The following is a 19,416-nucleotide window of genomic DNA, read 5'->3' as shown; positions in this document are numbered from 1 at the left end:
ATAGCCCCAGTCACAGTTTCAGAGAGCTCTATGGATCAGACTAAATCTTTTCGTGAATCCGGCATTCGTACCATCCAACTGGAAGCGGAGGCCATTCTTGAGCTGATCTCCCATTTAGATCAATCCTTCGATCAAGCCTGCGAGTTGATGATGGGCTGTAAAGGCCGCATCGTTGTAACCGGCATGGGTAAATCAGGTCACATCGGCCGTAAAATCGCAGCCACCTTGGCCAGCACCGGCACACCGGCCTTTTTTGTACACCCAGGTGAAGCGAGCCACGGCGATATGGGGATGTTCACAAAAGATGATGTCATTATCGCGCTATCAAACTCAGGCGAAACGTCCGAGATTGTAACGATCCTGCCTTTGATCAAGCGTATGGGCGCCCCCTTGATCAGCATCACAGGCAACCAAAACTCGACCTTATCGCAAGAGGCTGATGCTAACTTGCACATCGGCGTTGAAAAAGAAGCCTGCCCTCTGAACTTAGCACCGACCTCCAGCACCACAGCACAACTGGTGTTAGGTGATGCGTTGGCGATTGCTCTTTTGGAAGCCAAAGGTTTCAGCGCTGAAGATTTCGCGTTCTCGCACCCGGGTGGAAGCTTAGGTCGCAAACTGCTGCTGAAAGTCAAAAACATCATGCACGCCGAGCAAGAAGTACCTGTCGTTGCGCTGGGTACGTCGATTAAAGAGGCCCTTCTAGAAGTGACCAACAAACGCTTGGGGATGACCACCGTGGTCAACCAAGAAGGTCAGCTGGCAGGCATTTTCACCGACGGTGACCTTCGTCGTACGTTGGATCAGAACTTAGATTTGGCAAGCACCGCCATCGAGCAGGTCATGACACGCCAATCAACCACCGTATCCGAAGAGATGCTAGCAGCAGAAGCACTTAAAGTTATGCAGGATAAAAAGATCAATGCGTTGATCATCTGCGATAACGATCAAAAACCGGTCGGTGCTCTTAACATGCACGACATGCTAAAAGCGGGGGTCATCTAATGAAATTTCACTTTATCGAATCAGGTGAGCTTCGCAAACGCGCTAAAAACATCACCCTGGCCGTGTTTGATGTCGACGGCATCCTAACCGACGGCAGCCTGTACTTCTTACCCGACGGCCAAGAGGTCAAGATGTTCAACACATTGGATGGTCTTGGCTTTAAGCTGCTGCAAAAAGCGGGCGTTGAGATTGCCATCATCACAGGCCGCCAATCACCGCAGGTGATTCAACGGGCCAAAGCACTCGGCGTGGATCACCTCTTCCAAGGCCGTGACGATAAACTAACGGCCTTAAACGAGTTACTTTCGAATACTGAACACTCGTTAGAGACCACAGCGTACATCGGTGATGACTTACCGGATTTATCCGCAATCAACGCCGTTGCCTTCGGTGCATCTGTGCCTAACGGCCATCCAGTTGTGCGCTCTGATGCGGATTGGATCACACAACGCACCGGCGGCTACGGCGCGGCTCGCGAGTTTTGTGAAGTCATTTTAGAGGCCAAAGGCGCTCTAGAATCCGTGTATCAGGACTTTCGTGCATGATCCTGAGTCGTAGCGGTGTTCGACTGGCCACAGCCGTCGTGCTATTGGTTCCGTTGTTTGCTTATTGGATCATCAATCCGGAACAAAACAACGAGCCAACAAGCCAAGACTCACCGCTTGATGCGGGAGCCGATTACTATTTGTCGAACGCTAACGTGAAGCGCTTTAACGAATCGGGCACCCTGAGCACCGAACTCAACGTGGAAAAATGGGAGCATTTCCCAAGCGATAAGCGCTCGCTGCTGAGACGCCCATCCGTTCAAGGTGTCACAGATCAGCTGCAAACATACACATTAAAAAGCAAAGTTGGCACACTCTTTGACGGGCAGACGCAGTTGACGCTTGATGAAGAGGTAGTGCTCACGCATAATCCCAACTCCGACTCCCCCTCTCGCATCGAGACGGATCGGCTAATTTACACACCGGAAACGTCGATGGTCACTTCCGACTCGACGGTTCGGATTATCAATTCTGATTGGACGGTCAGCGCGAAAGGCATCTCTGTCGATCTGAACTCACACACTTCAGAGCTGAGCACTGACGTTGAAGGGACTTTTTATGTCGACCCTTAATTGGAAAGTTTGGTTGAGCGCCGCACTTTTAACCGCATCCAGTATGGTTAATGCGCTTCCAGAAGACCGTAAGCAACCGATTCACATTTCGGCTGATTCGGCGCAAATTGACGAGAAAGCCGGTGTGACGACTTACACGGGTAATGTGTCTATTACTCAAGGCACTATGAAGATCCGCGCCGCTAAAGTCAGTCTTTACCAAAAAGACCGCGCCGTTGATCGTATTGTGGCTACAGGCTCTCCGGCCAAATTCAGCCAGCAGGCAGCGGCCAATCAGGCCATTACAGATGCCTATGGTAATTCACTTGAATACCTAGTGAAAAAACAAACCATCACTCTATCTGGAAACGCAAAAGTTGAGCAGGAGAAAAACCAGTTCAGCGGCGAGCGAATCGTATACCAGATGGACAAAGCACGTGTGAACGCTTACGGCGGCAAAGACTCAGGTCAGCGTGTTCAGATGATTATTCAACCGAACGGCAACTGAGCATTATGTCACTTGAGTTAAAAGCCACCCATTTGGCGAAGTCGTACAAAAAACGCCACGTGGTACGTGACGTATCAATGACGGTCAAAGCCGGCGAGATCGTCGGTTTACTGGGCCCAAACGGCGCCGGTAAAACCACCTGTTTTTACATGATTGTTGGCTTGGTTAAAGCCGACAAAGGCCAGATCTTCATCAATGATCAAGACATTACGGCCTTCGCCATGCACGATCGTGCTCGTCAAGGTATTGGGTATCTGCCGCAAGAGGCGTCGATCTTTCGAAAGCTGAGTGTCGAAGACAACCTGATGTCGATTCTTGAGCTTAGAAAAGATCTGTCCCCAAGTGATCGTAAAGCCACTCTTGAAAACCTGTTACAAGAGTTCCACATTACGCACATCCGCGACAGCCTAGGCATGAGCCTATCCGGCGGCGAACGCCGTCGTGTTGAGATCGCAAGGGCACTCGCGTCCGAACCTAAATTCATTCTATTGGATGAGCCCTTTGCTGGCGTCGATCCGATCTCGGTCAACGATATTAAAGAGACCGTAAAGCACCTACAATCACGAGGTATTGGGGTGTTAATCACTGACCATAACGTACGTGAAACGTTAGACATTTGTGAAAAAGCGTATATCGTCAGTGAAGGTGTCATTCTAGCCGAAGGCGCACCGGCTGATATTTTAGCCAATGAGCAAGTGAAAGCCGCCTATCTTGGCGAGTCCTTCCGGCTGTAATTGACCGACCTGTGTTATTGGAGTAGATGCGGAGTTTATGAAGCAGTCATTACAACTCAAAATGGGTCAGCACCTGACCATGACCCCACAACTGCAACAGGCGATTCGCTTATTGCAGTTATCAACATTGGACCTTCAGCAAGAGATTCAGTCGGCGCTTGAAAGCAACCCGATGCTGGAGACCAATGAAGAGGGAGATGAGTTAGACTCCAACTCGGCCGGCAACGACAATAACGAGCGCGCTGAGTCCGACGATTACTCACAAGAAGACTACACCGCTCAAGCCAGCGAGACTCAACAAGAGCGCAATGACTCAGCCGAGATGGCTGATACGGCCTCTGTCGATGATCAATGGAACGATGATATTCCAGCGGAGCTCTCAACCGACTCCAGTTGGGACGACACCTTCCAGACCGCGTCCAGCAGCTCAGGCAGTACCACCCACCGTGACGACGATGACTTTATGGAGTCCAACGACACGGCCGAAGAAACCCTGCAAGATCATCTTCATTGGCAGCTCAACCTAACCCGTATGAGCTTAGAAGACCGAATGGTTGCTGAGGCGATCATCGATGCGATCGACCCTGAGGGCTACCTTCGCACCACAACCGAAGAGCTCCTTGAGGATTTCAAACGGCAAGAACCCGAGCAGTTCCAAGACACCGAAATTGAAGAGATCGAAGCGGTATTGCACCGCATTCAGCAGTTTGATCCACCCGGTGTCGGTGCCCGAGACTTGGGTGAGTGTTTAGCCATCCAGCTTAAGCAGTTACCAGAAAAACCGCCGCTGTTTGAGCAGACGCTCCAGCTGTGCCTGAATCACATCCATTTGCTGGGTAGTCGCGATTACAAACAGCTGATGCGTAAGCTGCGCGTCAAAGAGCCACAGTTACAAGCGATGATTCTTTTGATTCAATCGCTGAACCCGCAACCTGGCGCGATGATCTCTTCCAGCCAGGCGGAGTACGTTATCCCCGATGTATTCGTTGAAAAAGTCAAAGGCGTGTGGATAGCCCGACTCAATTCCGATGCATCGCCTAGCCTTCGAATCAACACTCAGTATGCCGACCTCATCCGCCGAGCTGACTCCAGTGCTGATAACACCTACTTGAAGAATCACTTGCAAGAAGCACGTTGGTTTATCAAGAGTTTAATGAGCCGAAATGAAACCCTACTCAAAGTTGCGAGTCAGATTGTTGAAAGGCAGTCGGATTTTCTGGAGTACGGCGAGGAGGCCATGAAGCCAATGGTGTTGCATGACATTGCCGAAGCAGTCGAAATGCACGAGTCCACGATATCGCGTGTGACCACCCAAAAATACATGCATACCCCAAGGGGTATCTTTGAGTTGAAGTACTTCTTCTCAAGCCATGTCAGCACCAATGATGGTGGTGCTGCATCGTCAACCGCCATTCGCGCCGTGATAAAAAAACTGATAGCGGCCGAAAATCCTGCTAAACCTTTAAGTGACAGTAAAATTGCTCAATTACTTGATGCAGAGGGAATCCAGGTCGCTCGAAGAACGATTGCCAAATATCGCGAAGCGATGGGCATCGCCCCTTCTAACGAAAGAAAGCGTCTGGTTTAATAACGACTCACTACGACGAACAATCGTCTAAGGAGACATGTATGCAGATCAATATCACAGGTCACCACTTAGAACTGACAGATGCACTGACCGAATATGTCCACACCAAGTTTGATAAACTGGAAAGGCATTTTGATAACATCACCAATGTCCAAGTGACCCTGAGTGTTGATAAGCAACGTCAAATAGCAGAAGCTGGCATGCACATCGCAGGCGGCGAAGTCTTTGCAACGAGCGAACACACAGATATGTATGCAGCGATTGATGCGGTAACCGACAAACTGGACCGCCAAATCATTAAGCACAAAGAAAAACTCAAGAGCCACAAATAAGTAAGGCGTTACATCACTTATGCCCATACTCTCATTGCTTTCACCTTCAAGAACGCTTCACGCCGTAGAAGGCATTAGCAAAAAGCGCGTATTAGAAACCGCCAGCAAGTTGATTGCAGAATCAGCCGGTGAAGAGGTTGATCAGGATGCTGTATTCACTGGACTCATCGGACGAGAGAGATTGGGCAGTACCGGTATTGGGGAGGGCGTTGCCATTCCCCACTGCCGTCTTGCCGGAATCGATACCGCTATGGGGGCTTTATTTACCCTAAGCGAACCCATCGATTTTGACGCCATCGACCAACGCCCCGTCGACCTGTTGTTCTTTTTACTGGTCCCTGAAGAGGCGTGTGACGAACACCTAGACACCTTGGCCAAACTGGCCGAATCCTTCAGCCAAGAAAGCTGCCGAGCCCAACTTAGAAGCGCGCAGTCCGACGAAGATTTACTGCGCATCGCTCAAACTGTATTTGGAACCTAAAGCATGAAACTGGTGATCATCAGCGGCCTATCAGGATCGGGTAAGAGTTCTGCCCTTCAGGCTCTTGAAGACATCGGTTTTTATTGCATTGATAATCTACCTGCACTACTGATCCCTGATTTGATTCGCCACCTCGAAGAGGAGGCGACAATGAAAAAGATCGCAGTGTGCGTGGACGCTCGAAATCTGACCAGCAACCTCGAAAAGCTGCCGGAGATTTGGCAAGACTTCAAATCGCGCTCCAACATCCAAGCCGAACTTCTGTTCATTGGTTGCGCGCAAGAGACGCTGATCAAACGCTACAGCTCGACCCGTCGACGCCACCCTATGTCGACCAAGAATCGCGGCCTGTCCGAGGCCATTGAATACGAAGAAGCGCTTCTAGAGCCCATCGCAGAGATCGCGGATCTCAAAATCGATACATCGCATATGTCACTGTATGACCTGCGTGATCTGATCAAACTGCGCATAGCCGATCGAAAAACCCAAGCGCTCTCACTGCAGTTTGAATCGTTCGGATTTAAGCACGGTGTACCGATGGATGTTGACATGGTGTTTGATGTCAGGGTATTACCTAATCCTTACTGGGTATCGGAGCTGCGCCGCTACTCCGGCCTGGATCAATCGGTCATCGACTTTTTAGAAGGCGATGCCTTGGTAGAGTCCATGTTTGAGGATATCAAAAGCTACATGGAACGTTGGCTGCCCCACTTTGCAGACAACAACCGAAGCTACGTCACCGTAGGCATTGGTTGTACCGGTGGACAGCACCGCTCTGTTTATTTAGCCGAGCGATTAACTGCACACTTTGTGCACTCTAACGACAATGTAAACGTTCGCCATCGCGAGCTAAGCACATCGAAAAACACCCATTAATTCCGGAAATAATAAAGAGATGCTGGAAAAGAACATCACAATCATCAACAAGTTGGGACTGCACGCCCGCGCGGCAGCAAAACTGATCGGTACCACAACGCGCTTTTCGTCGGATGTGTACCTGATTAAAGATGGTCGTGAGGTCGATGGCAAAAGCATTATGTCTGTGATGATGCTGGCCGCCAGCAAGGGCACCGAGTTAACGGTGCGCATCTCTGGTGACGATCAGGGTGAGGCGATGAGCGCCATTGAATCCCTGATTAATAACCGATTTGATGAGGAAGAGTGACTTCGTTTCAATCATGCAACACCTGCCTGATTGACGCTTTACCGGTCATTACTTTTCGCTATACTAGCCGCCATATTCATCAGCGCCCTATTTACGCGGCTTTGTGTCGCCTGTTCTGAGGTACCACGCTTCTATGACGACCCGTGAAGACAACTCAGCTCACTCAACGCTTTCTTCGGCTCTGGAATCCGGTGCTTTTCAGCAGGTTCGTTTTACGCTGAATAACTCGATGCGTCCTGTAGAGGTCGCGCACTTACTCGAGAAATCGCCGCCCAAAGAGCGCCAAATCCTCTGGAACCTTATCCACCCCGAAAACGAAGGTAAGGTGCTTCAGTACTTAAGCGATGACATCCAAGCCGACATTCTAAGTACGATGGATGCCGATCGCCTGCTGGCGATTACAGAAACACTGGATACGGACGATGTTGCCGACGTACTGCAACAACTGCCCGATCGCATCACCCGCGAGCTGCTGCAAGTCATGGACGAGCAAAACCGCTCGCGCCTTGAAGAGATCCTCTCGTACCCTGAAGATACTGCCGGCGGCTTGATGAACACCGATACGGTGACCATTCGTCCAGATATTTCGGTTGAGACCTGCCTTCGATACATACGTCGTCACAACGAAATTCCGGAGATGACCGACAGCCTATTTGTCGTCAGCCGGAAGAAAAACTCTTACATTGGCACCTTACCACTGACGCGCTTATTGGTTTCGGACCCGGATATGATGATCCGCGAAATCATGGTCACGGATGTCACACCGATTCCGGCCGATATGCCCGATGACGAGGTAGCCTCCTTGTTTGAAAAGCATGACCTTGTATCGGCACCTGTCGTAAACAAAGAAGGCAAACTGCTTGGGCGTATCACCATCGATGACGTGGTCGACGTTATCCGTGAAGATGCCGACCACTCCTTGATGAGCATGGCGGGTCTGGATGAAGACGAAGACACGTTTGCGCCATTGATGAAAACCACACGCCGTCGCGCAGTCTGGTTGGGCATCAATTTGATTACAGCTCTGCTTGCCTCCACCGTCATCGGTATTTTTCAAGACACCATCGACAAGGTGGTCGCTTTAGCCGTATTAATGCCCATTGTTGCCTCCATGGGGGGTATTGCCGGTAGCCAAACGCTCACACTGGTCATACGTGGCCAGGCCTTAGGGCACGTTGAGCGCTCCAATGCGGCTTGGCTGCTGAACCGTGAGCTCTTGGTAGGGATGCTGAACGGCCTGCTTTGGGCGATCATTGTCGCGGCAGTATCGGTGCTGTGGTTCCAGGATCAGACCATCGGTCTTATTATTGGCCTTGCGATCGTGATTAATTTGATTGCCGGGGCACTCGCAGGTACCCTACTGCCTTTGATTTTGAAAGCTTGGGGCATCGATCCAGCCTTGGCTGGTAGCGTACTGCTGACAACCATCACCGATGTTGTGGGCTTTTTTGCGTTCCTTGGGCTTGCGACCTATTTCTACGGATAACGACCTATGAATGACAACCTGTTTGATGATCTGCCTCGTGAAGAAGAAGAGGACGACGGTTACGTCAGTCGCTCACAACGCAAACGTGAGGTTGAAGCACTGCAGGATTTGGGTAAGAAGCTGATCGACCTAAAACCCGACCAGCTCAATAAAATGCCCATTGATGAAACGCTTCTCGCCGCCATCACCGAAGCAAAACGTTTAACGTCGCGTAATGCCCTTAAACGTCAGATGCAGTACATTGGCAAACTGATGCGTCACGAAGATGGGGAAGCGATTCAAAACATGTTGGATCGTTTCGATACAACGTCCGATGTGCATAACCAAGTTTTCCACAAGCTGGAAAAATGGCGTGACCGCCTGTTGGCCGATGAGCCTGGTATGTTTGATCTGTTGATGAACGAGTACCCAGAAGTGGATATTCAACATTTGCGTCAGCTGATCCGCAACGCCCAACGCGAAACGCAACAAAACAAACCGCCCGCCTCTGCACGCAAACTGTTTAAATATTTGCGTTCCCTCGAAGAAAGCAAACTTTAAAGATCGTTTAAAGGGTCTGGCGCTTTCTCTTGCTGACCTTTCAATACGTTGATTTCAGGCTCGTCTAACGGGCCTTTCAACTCATAACGCAGCGTTGTTACCTTCTCAAGTTTATCGCCGATCAGTTTATCAATGATGAACACGGCGCCGGCAACTTGAGGAGCACCCAGCAGTAAGGCTGCGATAGGCAGATTGCCCGTCAACGGCAACACCACATCCATCTGACTATCGATCGACTGCTCTTTTAAGTTGATATCCCCCATCAAGGTAATATCCGCAGAAGGGCCTTTGAGGGTCAACGGCTCCCGAGTCGAAGCAACGCCGTTATTCAGCGCAAAACGCGCTGTTAGCTGATCGAACGCCACACCCTTTTCAACCAGATCATTAAAGTTTAAACGTAATCGGCGAGCGATCGTATTCAGATTCAAAATACCAAAAATACGCAACACGTTGGCGGTGTTGCCGCTTTCAATCAGACGACCGTTTTGCAGATCAAAATCAAACTGACCGGATAACACACCGGATTTAAAATCCCACAAATAACCCGGCCAATTAAAACGCCCCATAATACGAGTTTGTTCCGACTCAAGTACCCCACCGTAACCCAGTTGTTTCATGGCTTTGCCTAAGTATCGGCCATCTGCATTTAACGTCAGATAAGAGTTTGCCCCTTGCGCTTGATTGGCCTGCCAACCCGCACGCCCATTGATGACCAAATCCGCAAGGCGTCCTTCAATGTCATTAATTTCAAACCCTTGAGCATTCGGCGAAAGGTTGGCTCGCCACGCGCCAAAGGTTTTATCCCCAACCGTCAACGAATCAATGATCAGATTCACTTTTGGCCAAGTTGCGGTATCTAGAGCAGCCGCGGCCGTGCTGTCCGCTTCGTTCTGCTTTGGTGCATCCGATGCCGTTTGCTCACTGACCCTAAGTTGATTCAATTTTACCTGATACGCCCCATCCTGCGTTTCAGGCCAGCGAACCTGCCCTGTAACCATCGGGCTCATTAGGCCTAAGGTGGTTTTTCCGGACTTTTGGTTAAAGACCAGATCCACATGCTTAAGCGCAAAGTCCCCCCAGACGATTTGATCGGCGGATAAGGTTACATTAACCGGGAGGTCCGGATTCGCTTCATTGCCTTGTGAGGCGTCGGCCACCTTATCCTGGCTTGCCGCTGAGTTTTCTTCATCACCTAACCAACCGCTGTTATCAAGCCAGCCAATCAGGGGATCGACATCCAACTGGGCAATCTCACCCTCAACTTGAACCCCGGGCGTTTTGCTCTCTACCGGTCTTTTGCCGTTTAAATTCACCTTGATCGCTTGTGATGGTCCAAGCTGCTTGATCACACCGCGAATCTGATCATTAAGATTAAAACGCCACACCGGGTCTTCAATACCAAGCTGAGCGACCAACTCCATCTTCCCCTCGGTGTCCGCCTGCTTACCCCATGGGGCCGGGAGGTTCAAAGCCACCCCTTTTAAGTTTGAAGAGACCACCAGCTTGTTACACTCAGGCGAGCCTGAGCAGATATCCATACGGCCATTGACTTGCGCTTTACCCTCAGCACCCGATAAAAAGTCATAGCCGCTCCATTTTCGAAGCGCCTCAATCTCCATCGGGCCACTCATGGAGACACGAGTGAGGGTCGGCTGCTCGCTGGTCGCTTTGACCGTTCGAATCTGCCCTTTCAGCAAATTGCCAAGAAAACGACCCGATATTTGATCCGCCGAAAGCCCCTTCTCCGTCGAGAAGGCAAGCTGACCATTGATCCGATCAAACACCAACGAACCTGTCACATCGCTAAAGTTCGCGTTTGTCAGTGCCGAACTGACATTCACCTTTGGCAGCTTATTGGCATCCCGAAGGTTAACGACAACCTTCACATCCGTGGCGTGCTTACCTTTCAGACGCCACTGGTTAAGGCCATCGCCAATTTCGGATTGAATTTGAGGAGTTTCTAAGATTTTCTGAATATTGCTTGCCACACCCGACAGCGAAGTATGAACATTCAACTGAGTAAACTGCGCATCAGCACTGACCTCTACCCTTCCATCGCTATCGAGCAGTCGCGCTTTAGGGGCATTGATGCGTAGGCCTTCTTGATCCAGCCACAGGGTCAAACGGGCATCGTTGACATCCGGCCATCCCTCCAAGAAGTGCAGCTGGCCTTTATCGACATCCAAATATAACTGGACCGTCGGTGGGCTTCGGTCTTCCAAGGAGCGCGTATCCACACGCAACAACAACTGACCCGAGCGAACCACTCCGCCCTTAACCGCTTTTTTAAGCCACGCGTGTAACTCTTCACCGGCCTCTTTGGGCGGCACAAAATCACTGGCGAGCACGCCATCCCCATGATCCATACCGATCATTAAGGTCAGGTCACTTTGGTAGGCCCGCTCCACCGGCACAAATAAACGGAAACGCCCTTGAGCTTTCACGTTGTCATCGGAGATTTTAAGAAGCCCGCTGTTTACTGTAACCACAGGCTGATCCATTCCCGGTAAGCGGTCAATGCTCCAATACACCTTACCCTGTGCTTTCTGAAAGCCCCAGCTGTTCTCAAAAAGGCCTGGGAAGCCCATCGAGAAATCTTCTGTGATCAAATCAACCGCACCATGATCCTTAGTGAGGGTCAGTCGGCCGTTCACGCCAGAGACCACTGGCGAGCCAAAGTACTCATCCAACGCAACATTGTCTAAGTCGCCCGACGCCTCAAAAGCGAGCGCTTTTGCACCTTCTGGCCAGCGAACCACTAGGTTATGGATGGTACCCGAAGGGTCCAACATCGAGAGGGCTTTATGCGCATCTTCAGGAAGATTTGGCAGGGACAAGATGGACTGACTGACAACCGAGAGGTCCAAATGATCCATAGACAGACTCAGTAACGGAAATGCGCGTGTTACCTCAAGGGCTAGCTGTGTCGTTGGTAGCGTAATCGGCGCAGTGGCACCTTTAGGCGTTAGCCGCCCATCGTACAACAGAGCATCGATTTCGCTCTGAAGCCAAAAGCCTTGCAAAGAGGCACTCAATAACGGCGTATCACCCGCGCTCATCTGTATCTGAGTATCGAGCTTGATCTCTCCCTTTTCAACTTGGGTCAACCAAAGAGACACATTCGCCTCAGGTGTTTGCCCATCCGGAACATTCAACAGCGAAACGAATGGCTCAGGCGCAACTTTTAAGCGATTCAGCTTAGCAAACACCGTGAACGCCGCGTGCTCAAACTGCCCATCCAGCGAAAGGCTTACGTCCGATTGGGATTGATCAGGAAAAGTTATATACCCATCTATGTGGCTAACATGCTTTGCCGCGGTGTTATTCCACGAAAGCGCTCGAGTTAAAAACTGATAGGTACGATCAGACTGATCTGTAAAGCTTGCCTCAATGGACCCAATACGAACATGCTTTGGGTGATGCAATACCTGAAAGAGCGGCTCAAGGGACAGCGGCGAAGAGAGACCATCACCGGATGAGGCATTTTCTGGAAAAGCGCGGCCTTGCTGCACCGATACCGCAATGCGCTCGCTCTCTAGGCGTTGAAACCGTGGAGCCAAGTCACGAAGCGACGTGATCAAATCCAGCTCAAATAAGGACGCATCCAGATGTATTGCTTGGAGCGATGCTGTTTCGCTTTGCCACACCAATCGATCAAATTCGATGATCGGCATCGCGCCGTGCCACCTTGTGGATAAGCCATCCAGCTTGAGCGTTCCACCCAATCGATTTTCAATAAGTGGTCGCCAACCAGGCTCAAGGTTGGACACTTGATACCAGCCCACACGCACCAATACCAACAGGGTAAGCGCACTCCAACCGAGCGCCCAAAGCGTGCGTGTTAAGATCCGTTTAAAGCGAGCCACGTCCTTGTAACCTTCCGGTGATTAACGCAAAACGACGTCAAACTGCTCTGGGCTGTAGAGCGGTTCAATTTGGAAGCGAATCGCCTTATTAATAAAGGCTTCAAGTTCCGCCACATGATCCGACGCATCATCGGTGAGGTATTCCACCACGCGTTGTGAGGCAAGGACCATATAGGTTTCGGTGTCATACGCACGATGCTGACGTAAGATCTCACGAAAGATCTCATAGCACACGGTTTCAGGGGTTTTCACCGACCCTCGGCCTTGGCACTGGTTACACGGCTCACACAAAATGTGCTCTAGGCTTTCGCGGGTGCGCTTACGCGTCATCTCGACCAAACCTAACTCCGATACACCGGTGACTTTGCACTTGGCGTGATCGCGTTCCAGCATGCGCTCCAGCGTTCTTAATACCTGACGCTGATGCTCTTCAAGCTCCATATCGATGAAGTCGATGATGATGATGCCACCTAGATTTCGAAGTCTAAGCTGCCGGCCAATGGCCGTAGCCGCCTCGAGGTTGGTTTTAAAGATGGTCTCTTCAAGGTTTCGGTGCCCTACAAAGGCGCCAGTGTTCACGTCTACCGTTGTCATCGCTTCGGTCTGGTCAAAAATCAGATAGCCACCTGATTTCAACTCGACCTTTCGGCCCAGCGCTCGCTGCATCTCCTCTTCAACGTTATAAAGATCAAAAATAGGGCGCTCGCCGGGGTAATATTCGAGCTTATCACCGATCTCCGGCACCAAAGCCTCGGTAAACTCTTGAGCTTTGGTGTAGGTTTCGCGTGAGTCTATACGGATACGCTCGATGCCACTGTGGGCCATGTCGCGCAATGCACGCATGTTTAAGGGCAGGTCTTCGTACACGATTGAAGGGACTGTCGCGGTTTCGATCTTACGCTCGATCGCTTTCCAAAGACGCTTCAAAAACTTCACATCAGCAATCAATTCAGCATCGGATGCGCCTTCGGCGACGGTACGAAGTATGTAACCGGCGTCTTCTTTCTCTTCCTCATCCAGGCAGCTGACTAATAGCGCACGCAGACGGTCGCGCTCTTGAATATCTTCAATGCGTTGGGACACACCAATATGAGTGCTTTCCGGCATATACACGAGGTAGCGAGATGGGATCGAGAGGTGTGTCGTTAGGCGTGCGCCCTTGGTGCCAATCGGGTCTTTGGTGACTTGAACAACGAGTGACTGCCCTTCACGCAACGCTTGAGAGATAGTAATCGAGGAGCGCTCTTCCGCAGGCATGTTCTGCGACAACACATCTTCAACATGGATAAAGGCCGCACGCTCAAGACCGATCTCAACAAAGGCCGCTTGCATCCCCGGTAAAACCCGAACCACTTTGCCTTTATAGATGTTGCCAACAATACCGCGTTTGGCGGTACGCTCGACATAGATCTCCTGTGGCATCCCGTTTTCGATAATCGCAACGCGGGTTTCCATCGGCGTAAAATTGATCAGGATCTCTTCACCAATACTCGTTGCCACAGGCTGTCCCTTCTACTTCATTGATTCAGATTGCATTATTTCTGTTTATGACCTGGGACTCAACTCCAAAGATGAACACCTACCGATTCCAGCAGGTCCGCCGTCTCACACAACGGCAAACCCACAACAGATGAATAGCTCCCGGAGATGCCCGTGACAAAGACCGCTGCCTTACCCTGAATACCGTAACTTCCGGCTTTATCCACAGGTTCGCCAGTGGCCCAATAGCGCTCGCATACCTCTTCGGATAACGCTTTAAAAGTCACATCGGTAGTCACCACCTGACTCTTTACCCCATCGGATGTGGCGATGGCGATACCAGTCATTACTTGGTGAGTTCGATTCGATAAACGCAATAAGGTTTGAATGGCATCGGCTTGATTCAGAGGTTTACCCAATATATCGCCGTCAACCACAACGCTGGTATCAGAACCGATCACAACAGAGTCTTTATCCCCACACCGATCAAAGCCCGCTTGAGCTTTTTCTCGCGCTAAGCGCTCTACGTATAGACTGGCCGACTCATTCGCTAAAACCGACTCATCGATATCCACAGGATGTGTTTGGCAGTCAACGCCAATCTGGTTAAGCAGTTCTTTTCGTCTTGGGGAGGCGGAGGCAAGAATCACACGAGGCATTGATCACTCCGAAATGAATTAGATTTACAGCGCTTATCATTAAGGTACCGAAACACCGAACTTAAGATGAAAGCACCTAGAGTTATTGAACGTGAAACGTACGGCGAATGCCGCGCAGCACCACGAAGACCCAAGGCCACAGCAGTGCACTGACAACAGCCGGCAATAAAAAGATCAGGCTTTCGCCGGTTGTACCTGCAATCGATTGAATCCAGTGGAAGATCAGTTGGTTAATACCCACCAACACCAACACCATCATCGCTTGTTGCCAAAGCGGGTACATACGAAGGCGCTTATGAAGAATCAGTGTGATAAAGGCCACAATGGTTAGGGACAACGCGTTCATCCCCATCAAACTGCCTTTTAGGATATCGAGCACTAAACCTGAACTCCACGCCATGCCGATACCAAAACGATGCGGAAGCGCCATGACCCAATAGATCACAATCATGGCCACCCATTCGGGTCGCCACCACACCAACATACCGGGCAGAGGCATCTGGCTGAGAATAAACCCGATGATCAGCGTTCCAAGAACAATCAGTAAGCCACCTGAGTGTCGATCAGCCATCGTTCGCAACATCCAACGACACTTGAGCTTCGCTTTCCGGAGCAACTGGTTCCCGCTCAGGGACATCTAACGGCTCGACCAACAAAAGATGGCGGCTCTTATCCAATCGTGCCGATGGCACGGCTTTTACGATAGCAAACGGCTGACCTGGGTCGCGCACCACACTGACAATCTGAGCAACAGGATACCCATACGGAAATCGCCCACCCAAACCGGAGGTCACCAAAAGATCACCTTCACGCACATCGGCGGTATCGGGCACATGTTCAAGCTCTAACTCGCCCATCACACCTTTACCTAAGGCGATGGAGCGAAAACCGTTTCGGATGATCTCAACAGGCAAAGCATGACGAGCATCTGTGATCAACATAACACGACACGTGTAATGGGAGGTTTCAACGACCTGCCCCAAAACACCACCGGCATCCAATACCGGCTGTCCGATGTAGACGCCATCTTCCGAGCCTTTACCCAGAAGCACCTGGTGCTGGAATGGATCGGGATTAACACCAATCAACTCCGCAAGCTGGACTTCGTTGGGGATCCGCTCTCGGCCATTTAACAGTTCGCGAAGACGAATATTCTCAGCCGTTAACGATGACATCTGCTTCACTTGCTGATCCAAACGGATCACTTTGGTTCGAAGCTGAGTGTTTTCTTTTACCAGAGTACTGCGACTGACCAAGACATCGGAGACATCATCAGCCACGCGCGACGGTAAATCGACCAACCATTGAATGGGCGTCAACACCAAAGACAGAGCACGTTTAGCATCAACGGCTTTAGAATCGCCACTGTCCATCACCATAAAGGAGATGGACGCGACCACTAATATGAGGAAAAAAAGGCGGGGAATACCGCCTTTAAATATTGGTTTCATGGATAGGCACTACGGTCCTTGGTCCAAAGACCTAGGCTTATTCAAACGTTAGCAATTCGAACGCGTGTTTATCCAGAAGTTCCAGAGCTCGACCACCACCGCGCGCTACGCAGGTCAGTGGATCTTCTGCCAAAATTACAGGAAGGCCGGTTTCTTCACTGATCAAGCGATCAATGTTACGCAGCATTGAGCCACCGCCGGTCAATACGATACCGCGCTCTGCGATATCCGAAGCCAATTCCGGTGGGCATTGCTCCAAAGCACTTTTCACGGCCTGAACAATCGACGATAGAGGCTCTTGAAGGGCTTCTAGGATTTCGTTTGAGTTCAAAGTGAACGAGCGAGGGATACCTTCTGCTAAGTTACGACCACGCACGTCAATTTCCAGTACTTCGTTGCTTGGGTAAGCGGTACCGATCTCTTGTTTGATACGCTCGGCCGTCGCTTCACCAATCAGGCTACCGTAGTTACGGCGCACATAGGTGACGATCGCCTCATCAAAACGGTCACCACCGACGCGTACTGACTCGGCGTAAACAATACCGTTCAGGGAGATAACCGCGATTTCAGTGGTACCACCACCGATATCCACGACCATCGAACCGCTGGCTTCCTCAACCGGAAGACCTGCACCAATCGCAGCCGCCATTGGCTCTTCAATCAAATACACTTCGCGAGCACCGGCGCCCAAAGCAGACTCTTTAATGGCACGACGCTCTACCTGCGTTGATTTGCAAGGTACGCATACCAATACACGAGGGCTTGGTGACAAAAAGCTGTTATCGTGTACTTTAGAGATAAAGTACTGGAGCATCTTTTCAGTCACATGGAAATCAGCAATAACACCGTCTTTCATCGGGCGGATCGCAGTGATGTTACCCGGAGTACGACCCAGCATACGTTTTGCATCAGCACCCACAGCGGCGACGGATTTTTGGTTACCGGTCTGGCGAATGGCAACAACAGAGGGCTCATTCAGGACGATATCTTTGTCCCGGACAAAAATCAGCGTATTAGCGGTACCCAAGTCAATCGATAGATCACTGGAGAACAGGCCGCGAATTTTCTTAAACATGATGAAAGGAAACCTTACAGAGTTAGGGTGTAGCCGGTGTATTTTGAAAAAGCGTAACTCTAGCAATGGCAGGGATTTAGGGCAAGAAACAAATATGTTAAGTTACCCCTTTTTAGCCTTTGAGCAGCTACGAGAACACCATGGCTTTAAACAAAACCGACGTTGAAAAAATTGCGCATCTTGCGCGTTTAAGCATCGATGATGCCCATGTTTCGGACTATGCCTCTGATTTAAGTAACATTTTAGGTCTTGTTGATCAGATGCAGTCGGTCAACACCGATGACGTTGAACCGCTGGCACATCCACTGGACGCCGTTCAGTGCCTTCGTGCCGACGAGATCACTGAGTCCAATCAGCGCGAGGCGCTCCAAGCGGCCTCACCTGCCGTTGAAAACGGCCTATTCTTGGTTCCAAAAGTAATCGAGTAAGTACTCTCTTTGATTCAAGCAGGCTCTGTGATTTCAACAGATACAGCGTTTCAGGATTTGATTTCATGCTAAATAAAACTCTTTCCCAGTTATCCAAGGGACTTGAACAAGGGGAGTTCAGCAGTGTTGAGCTGACCCAAACTTATCTCGACAAAATTCATGCCGAAGATAAGCACTACAACAGTTTCATCTCTGTGACCGATGAGCAGGCGTTAGCACAAGCTAAAGCGGCTGACGACACTCGCCAAGCGGGCAATGCAGGTCCATTGACCGGCGTTCCCATCGCTCACAAAGATATTTTCTGCACGCAGGGTGTCAAAACCAGTGCTGGCTCCAAAATGCTGGATAACTTTGTGTCACCCTACGATGCTACGGTTGTCGAAAAGTTCAATGCCGCGGGTGTTGTGAGCCTAGGTAAAACCAACATGGATGAGTTCGCGATGGGTTCATCCAACGAATCCAGTTTCTATGGGGCATGCAAAAACCCATGGGATACCGACCGTGTTCCAGGTGGATCATCTGGCGGTTCCGCAGCAGCGATTGCAGCCGGATTAACCCCAGCCGCAACGGGCACCGATACCGGTGGTTCGATTCGCCAACCTTCGGCGTTTTGTAACCTCACAGGCCTTAAGCCAACCTACGGACGTGTTTCGCGTTACGGTATGATCGCTTACGCATCATCGCTTGATCAGGGTGGTCCTATGGCGCACACCGCCGAAGACTGCGCATTGATGCTGAACGTTATGGCCGGTCTTGACCCTCGTGACTCCACCAGCGCAGACGCCGTTGTCGAAGATTACACTGCCTCTTTGAATGCGCCGCTAGCGGGTTTAAAAATCGGGCTTCCGAAAGAGTTTTTCTCAGAGCAGCTTAACCCTGAGATTGCGACGCTTGTCCAAAACGCTGTTCGCGAATTTGAAGCGATGGGCGCAACCGTCAAAGAAGTGAGCCTGCCTAACACCGCTTTGTCTGTGCCTGCGTACTACATCATCGCGCCATCAGAAGCTTCTTCAAACCTGTCTCGCTTTGATGGGGTTCGTTACGGCCACCGTTGTGATGAACCAAAAGACCTGGAAGATATGTACAAGCGCTCGCGTGGCGAAGGCTTTGGTACCGAAGTGAAGCGCCGAATCATGGTCGGTACTTATGCGCTGTCTGAAGGTTTCTACGATGCGTACTACAAAAAAGCACAACAGATCCGCCGATTAATCCAGCAGGACTTTGTCCGCGTTTTATCCGACGTCGATGTAATCATGGGGCCAACAACACCAACAACCGCCTTTAAGCTGGGCGAAAAAACATCTGACCCTGTCGAGATGTACACGGAAGATATCTTCACCCTCTCCCTCAACCTTGCCGGACTTCCGGGCATGTCGATCCCATGTGGCTTTAGCCAAGGGATGCCTGTCGGTCTACAGGTGATCGGTAACTATTTTGCCGAAGCGAAATTGCTGAACGTGGCTCACATGTTCCAGCAAGCCACCGATTGGCATACACACTTGCCAAAAGCGCAATAAGGGGTA

Annotated in this window: 20 protein-coding genes; 14 read left to right on the top strand and 6 right to left on the bottom strand. The window is 50.6% G+C overall.

Features of this window, described 5'->3' with window-relative positions; translation table 11 throughout:
- Positions 1-30 precede the first annotated feature (30 nt).
- The 12 genes from ACXAF9_RS08050 (at position 31) to yjgA (ending at position 8,935) form a co-directional block, all read left to right on the top strand.
- A complete protein-coding gene (locus ACXAF9_RS08050; RefSeq protein ID WP_475072662.1) occupies positions 31-1,005 on the top strand; it encodes a KpsF/GutQ family sugar-phosphate isomerase in 975 nt (324 codons plus the stop codon).
- On the top strand, positions 1,005-1,550 hold the full coding sequence (locus ACXAF9_RS08045; RefSeq protein ID WP_475072659.1) for a KdsC family phosphatase: 546 nt from the start codon (positions 1,005-1,007) through the stop codon (positions 1,548-1,550). Before ACXAF9_RS08050 ends, ACXAF9_RS08045 begins: the two co-directional genes overlap by 1 nt.
- On the top strand, positions 1,547-2,122 hold the full coding sequence (gene lptC / locus ACXAF9_RS08040; RefSeq protein WP_475072656.1) for an LPS export ABC transporter periplasmic protein LptC: 576 nt from the start codon (positions 1,547-1,549) through the stop codon (positions 2,120-2,122). The genes ACXAF9_RS08045 and lptC overlap by 4 nt, the downstream gene beginning before the upstream one ends.
- Positions 2,109-2,609 (top strand): lipopolysaccharide transport periplasmic protein LptA, encoded by a 501-nt coding sequence (lptA, locus tag ACXAF9_RS08035; RefSeq protein WP_475072654.1) that lies wholly within the window; start codon positions 2,109-2,111, stop codon positions 2,607-2,609. Before lptC ends, lptA begins: the two co-directional genes overlap by 14 nt.
- A gap of 5 nt (positions 2,610-2,614) precedes the next feature.
- Positions 2,615-3,343: an LPS export ABC transporter ATP-binding protein gene (lptB, locus tag ACXAF9_RS08030; RefSeq protein ID WP_475072650.1), complete on the top strand. Its 729-nt coding sequence runs from the start codon at positions 2,615-2,617 to the stop codon at positions 3,341-3,343.
- Positions 3,344-3,380: 37 nt separating this feature from the next.
- Positions 3,381-4,931, top strand: coding sequence for an RNA polymerase factor sigma-54 (locus tag ACXAF9_RS08025; RefSeq protein ID WP_475072646.1), 1,551 nt, complete (start codon positions 3,381-3,383; stop codon positions 4,929-4,931).
- A 41-nt stretch (positions 4,932-4,972) separates the two neighbouring features.
- On the top strand, positions 4,973-5,263 hold the full coding sequence (hpf, locus tag ACXAF9_RS08020) for a ribosome hibernation promoting factor (protein WP_475072642.1): 291 nt from the start codon (positions 4,973-4,975) through the stop codon (positions 5,261-5,263).
- Between the two features lie 19 nt (positions 5,264-5,282).
- Positions 5,283-5,744 carry a PTS IIA-like nitrogen regulatory protein PtsN gene (gene ptsN / locus ACXAF9_RS08015; protein WP_475072639.1) on the top strand — a complete coding sequence of 154 codons (462 nt, stop codon included), beginning with the start codon at positions 5,283-5,285 and terminating at the stop codon, positions 5,742-5,744.
- Positions 5,745-5,747: 3 nt separating this feature from the next.
- A complete protein-coding gene (gene rapZ / locus ACXAF9_RS08010; RefSeq protein WP_475072638.1) occupies positions 5,748-6,620 on the top strand; it encodes an RNase adapter RapZ in 873 nt (290 codons plus the stop codon).
- 19 nt (positions 6,621-6,639) lie between these two features.
- Entirely contained in the window at positions 6,640-6,909 is a 270-nt protein-coding gene (locus ACXAF9_RS08005) for an HPr family phosphocarrier protein (protein WP_475072636.1), read from the top strand.
- A gap of 133 nt (positions 6,910-7,042) precedes the next feature.
- On the top strand, positions 7,043-8,395 hold the full coding sequence (mgtE, locus tag ACXAF9_RS08000; protein WP_475072632.1) for a magnesium transporter: 1,353 nt from the start codon (positions 7,043-7,045) through the stop codon (positions 8,393-8,395).
- A gap of 6 nt (positions 8,396-8,401) precedes the next feature.
- Complete coding sequence (gene yjgA, locus ACXAF9_RS07995; protein WP_475072627.1) at positions 8,402-8,935, top strand: ribosome biogenesis factor YjgA; 534 nt, start codon at positions 8,402-8,404, stop codon at positions 8,933-8,935.
- Here yjgA and ACXAF9_RS07990 read toward each other — a convergent pair.
- The 6 genes from ACXAF9_RS07990 to ACXAF9_RS07965 all read right to left on the bottom strand — a co-directional run bounded on the left by ACXAF9_RS07990 (position 8,932) and on the right by ACXAF9_RS07965 (position 17,465).
- Positions 8,932-12,801, bottom strand: coding sequence for a YhdP family phospholipid transporter (locus ACXAF9_RS07990; RefSeq protein ID WP_475072623.1), 3,870 nt, complete (start codon positions 12,799-12,801; stop codon positions 8,932-8,934). The genes yjgA and ACXAF9_RS07990 overlap by 4 nt on opposite strands.
- A 21-nt stretch (positions 12,802-12,822) precedes the next feature.
- Complete coding sequence (rng, locus tag ACXAF9_RS07985; protein ID WP_475072928.1) at positions 12,823-14,289, bottom strand: ribonuclease G; 1,467 nt, start codon at positions 14,287-14,289, stop codon at positions 12,823-12,825.
- 71 nt (positions 14,290-14,360) lie between these two features.
- Positions 14,361-14,939: a Maf family protein gene (locus ACXAF9_RS07980; protein WP_475072619.1), complete on the bottom strand. Its 579-nt coding sequence runs from the start codon at positions 14,937-14,939 to the stop codon at positions 14,361-14,363.
- An 82-nt stretch (positions 14,940-15,021) separates the two neighbouring features.
- Positions 15,022-15,510: a rod shape-determining protein MreD gene (gene mreD / locus ACXAF9_RS07975; protein WP_475072617.1), complete on the bottom strand. Its 489-nt coding sequence runs from the start codon at positions 15,508-15,510 to the stop codon at positions 15,022-15,024.
- A complete protein-coding gene (mreC, locus tag ACXAF9_RS07970) occupies positions 15,503-16,390 on the bottom strand; it encodes a rod shape-determining protein MreC (RefSeq protein WP_475072613.1) in 888 nt (295 codons plus the stop codon). Before mreC ends, mreD begins: the two co-directional genes overlap by 8 nt.
- A 37-nt stretch (positions 16,391-16,427) precedes the next feature.
- Positions 16,428-17,465: a rod shape-determining protein gene (locus ACXAF9_RS07965; RefSeq protein ID WP_475072610.1), complete on the bottom strand. Its 1,038-nt coding sequence runs from the start codon at positions 17,463-17,465 to the stop codon at positions 16,428-16,430.
- A gap of 140 nt (positions 17,466-17,605) precedes the next feature.
- Between ACXAF9_RS07965 and gatC the strand changes: the two genes are divergently transcribed.
- Positions 17,606-17,893: an Asp-tRNA(Asn)/Glu-tRNA(Gln) amidotransferase subunit GatC gene (gene gatC / locus ACXAF9_RS07960; RefSeq protein ID WP_475072608.1), complete on the top strand. Its 288-nt coding sequence runs from the start codon at positions 17,606-17,608 to the stop codon at positions 17,891-17,893.
- A 65-nt stretch (positions 17,894-17,958) separates the two neighbouring features.
- Entirely contained in the window at positions 17,959-19,410 is a 1,452-nt protein-coding gene (gene gatA / locus ACXAF9_RS07955; protein ID WP_475072605.1) for an Asp-tRNA(Asn)/Glu-tRNA(Gln) amidotransferase subunit GatA, read from the top strand.
- Positions 19,411-19,416 lie beyond the last annotated feature (6 nt).

This window comes from Neptunomonas sp. ABH4_499 (genome assembly GCF_056160565.1).
This window is presented reverse-complemented; position numbering and strand designations above follow the sequence as displayed.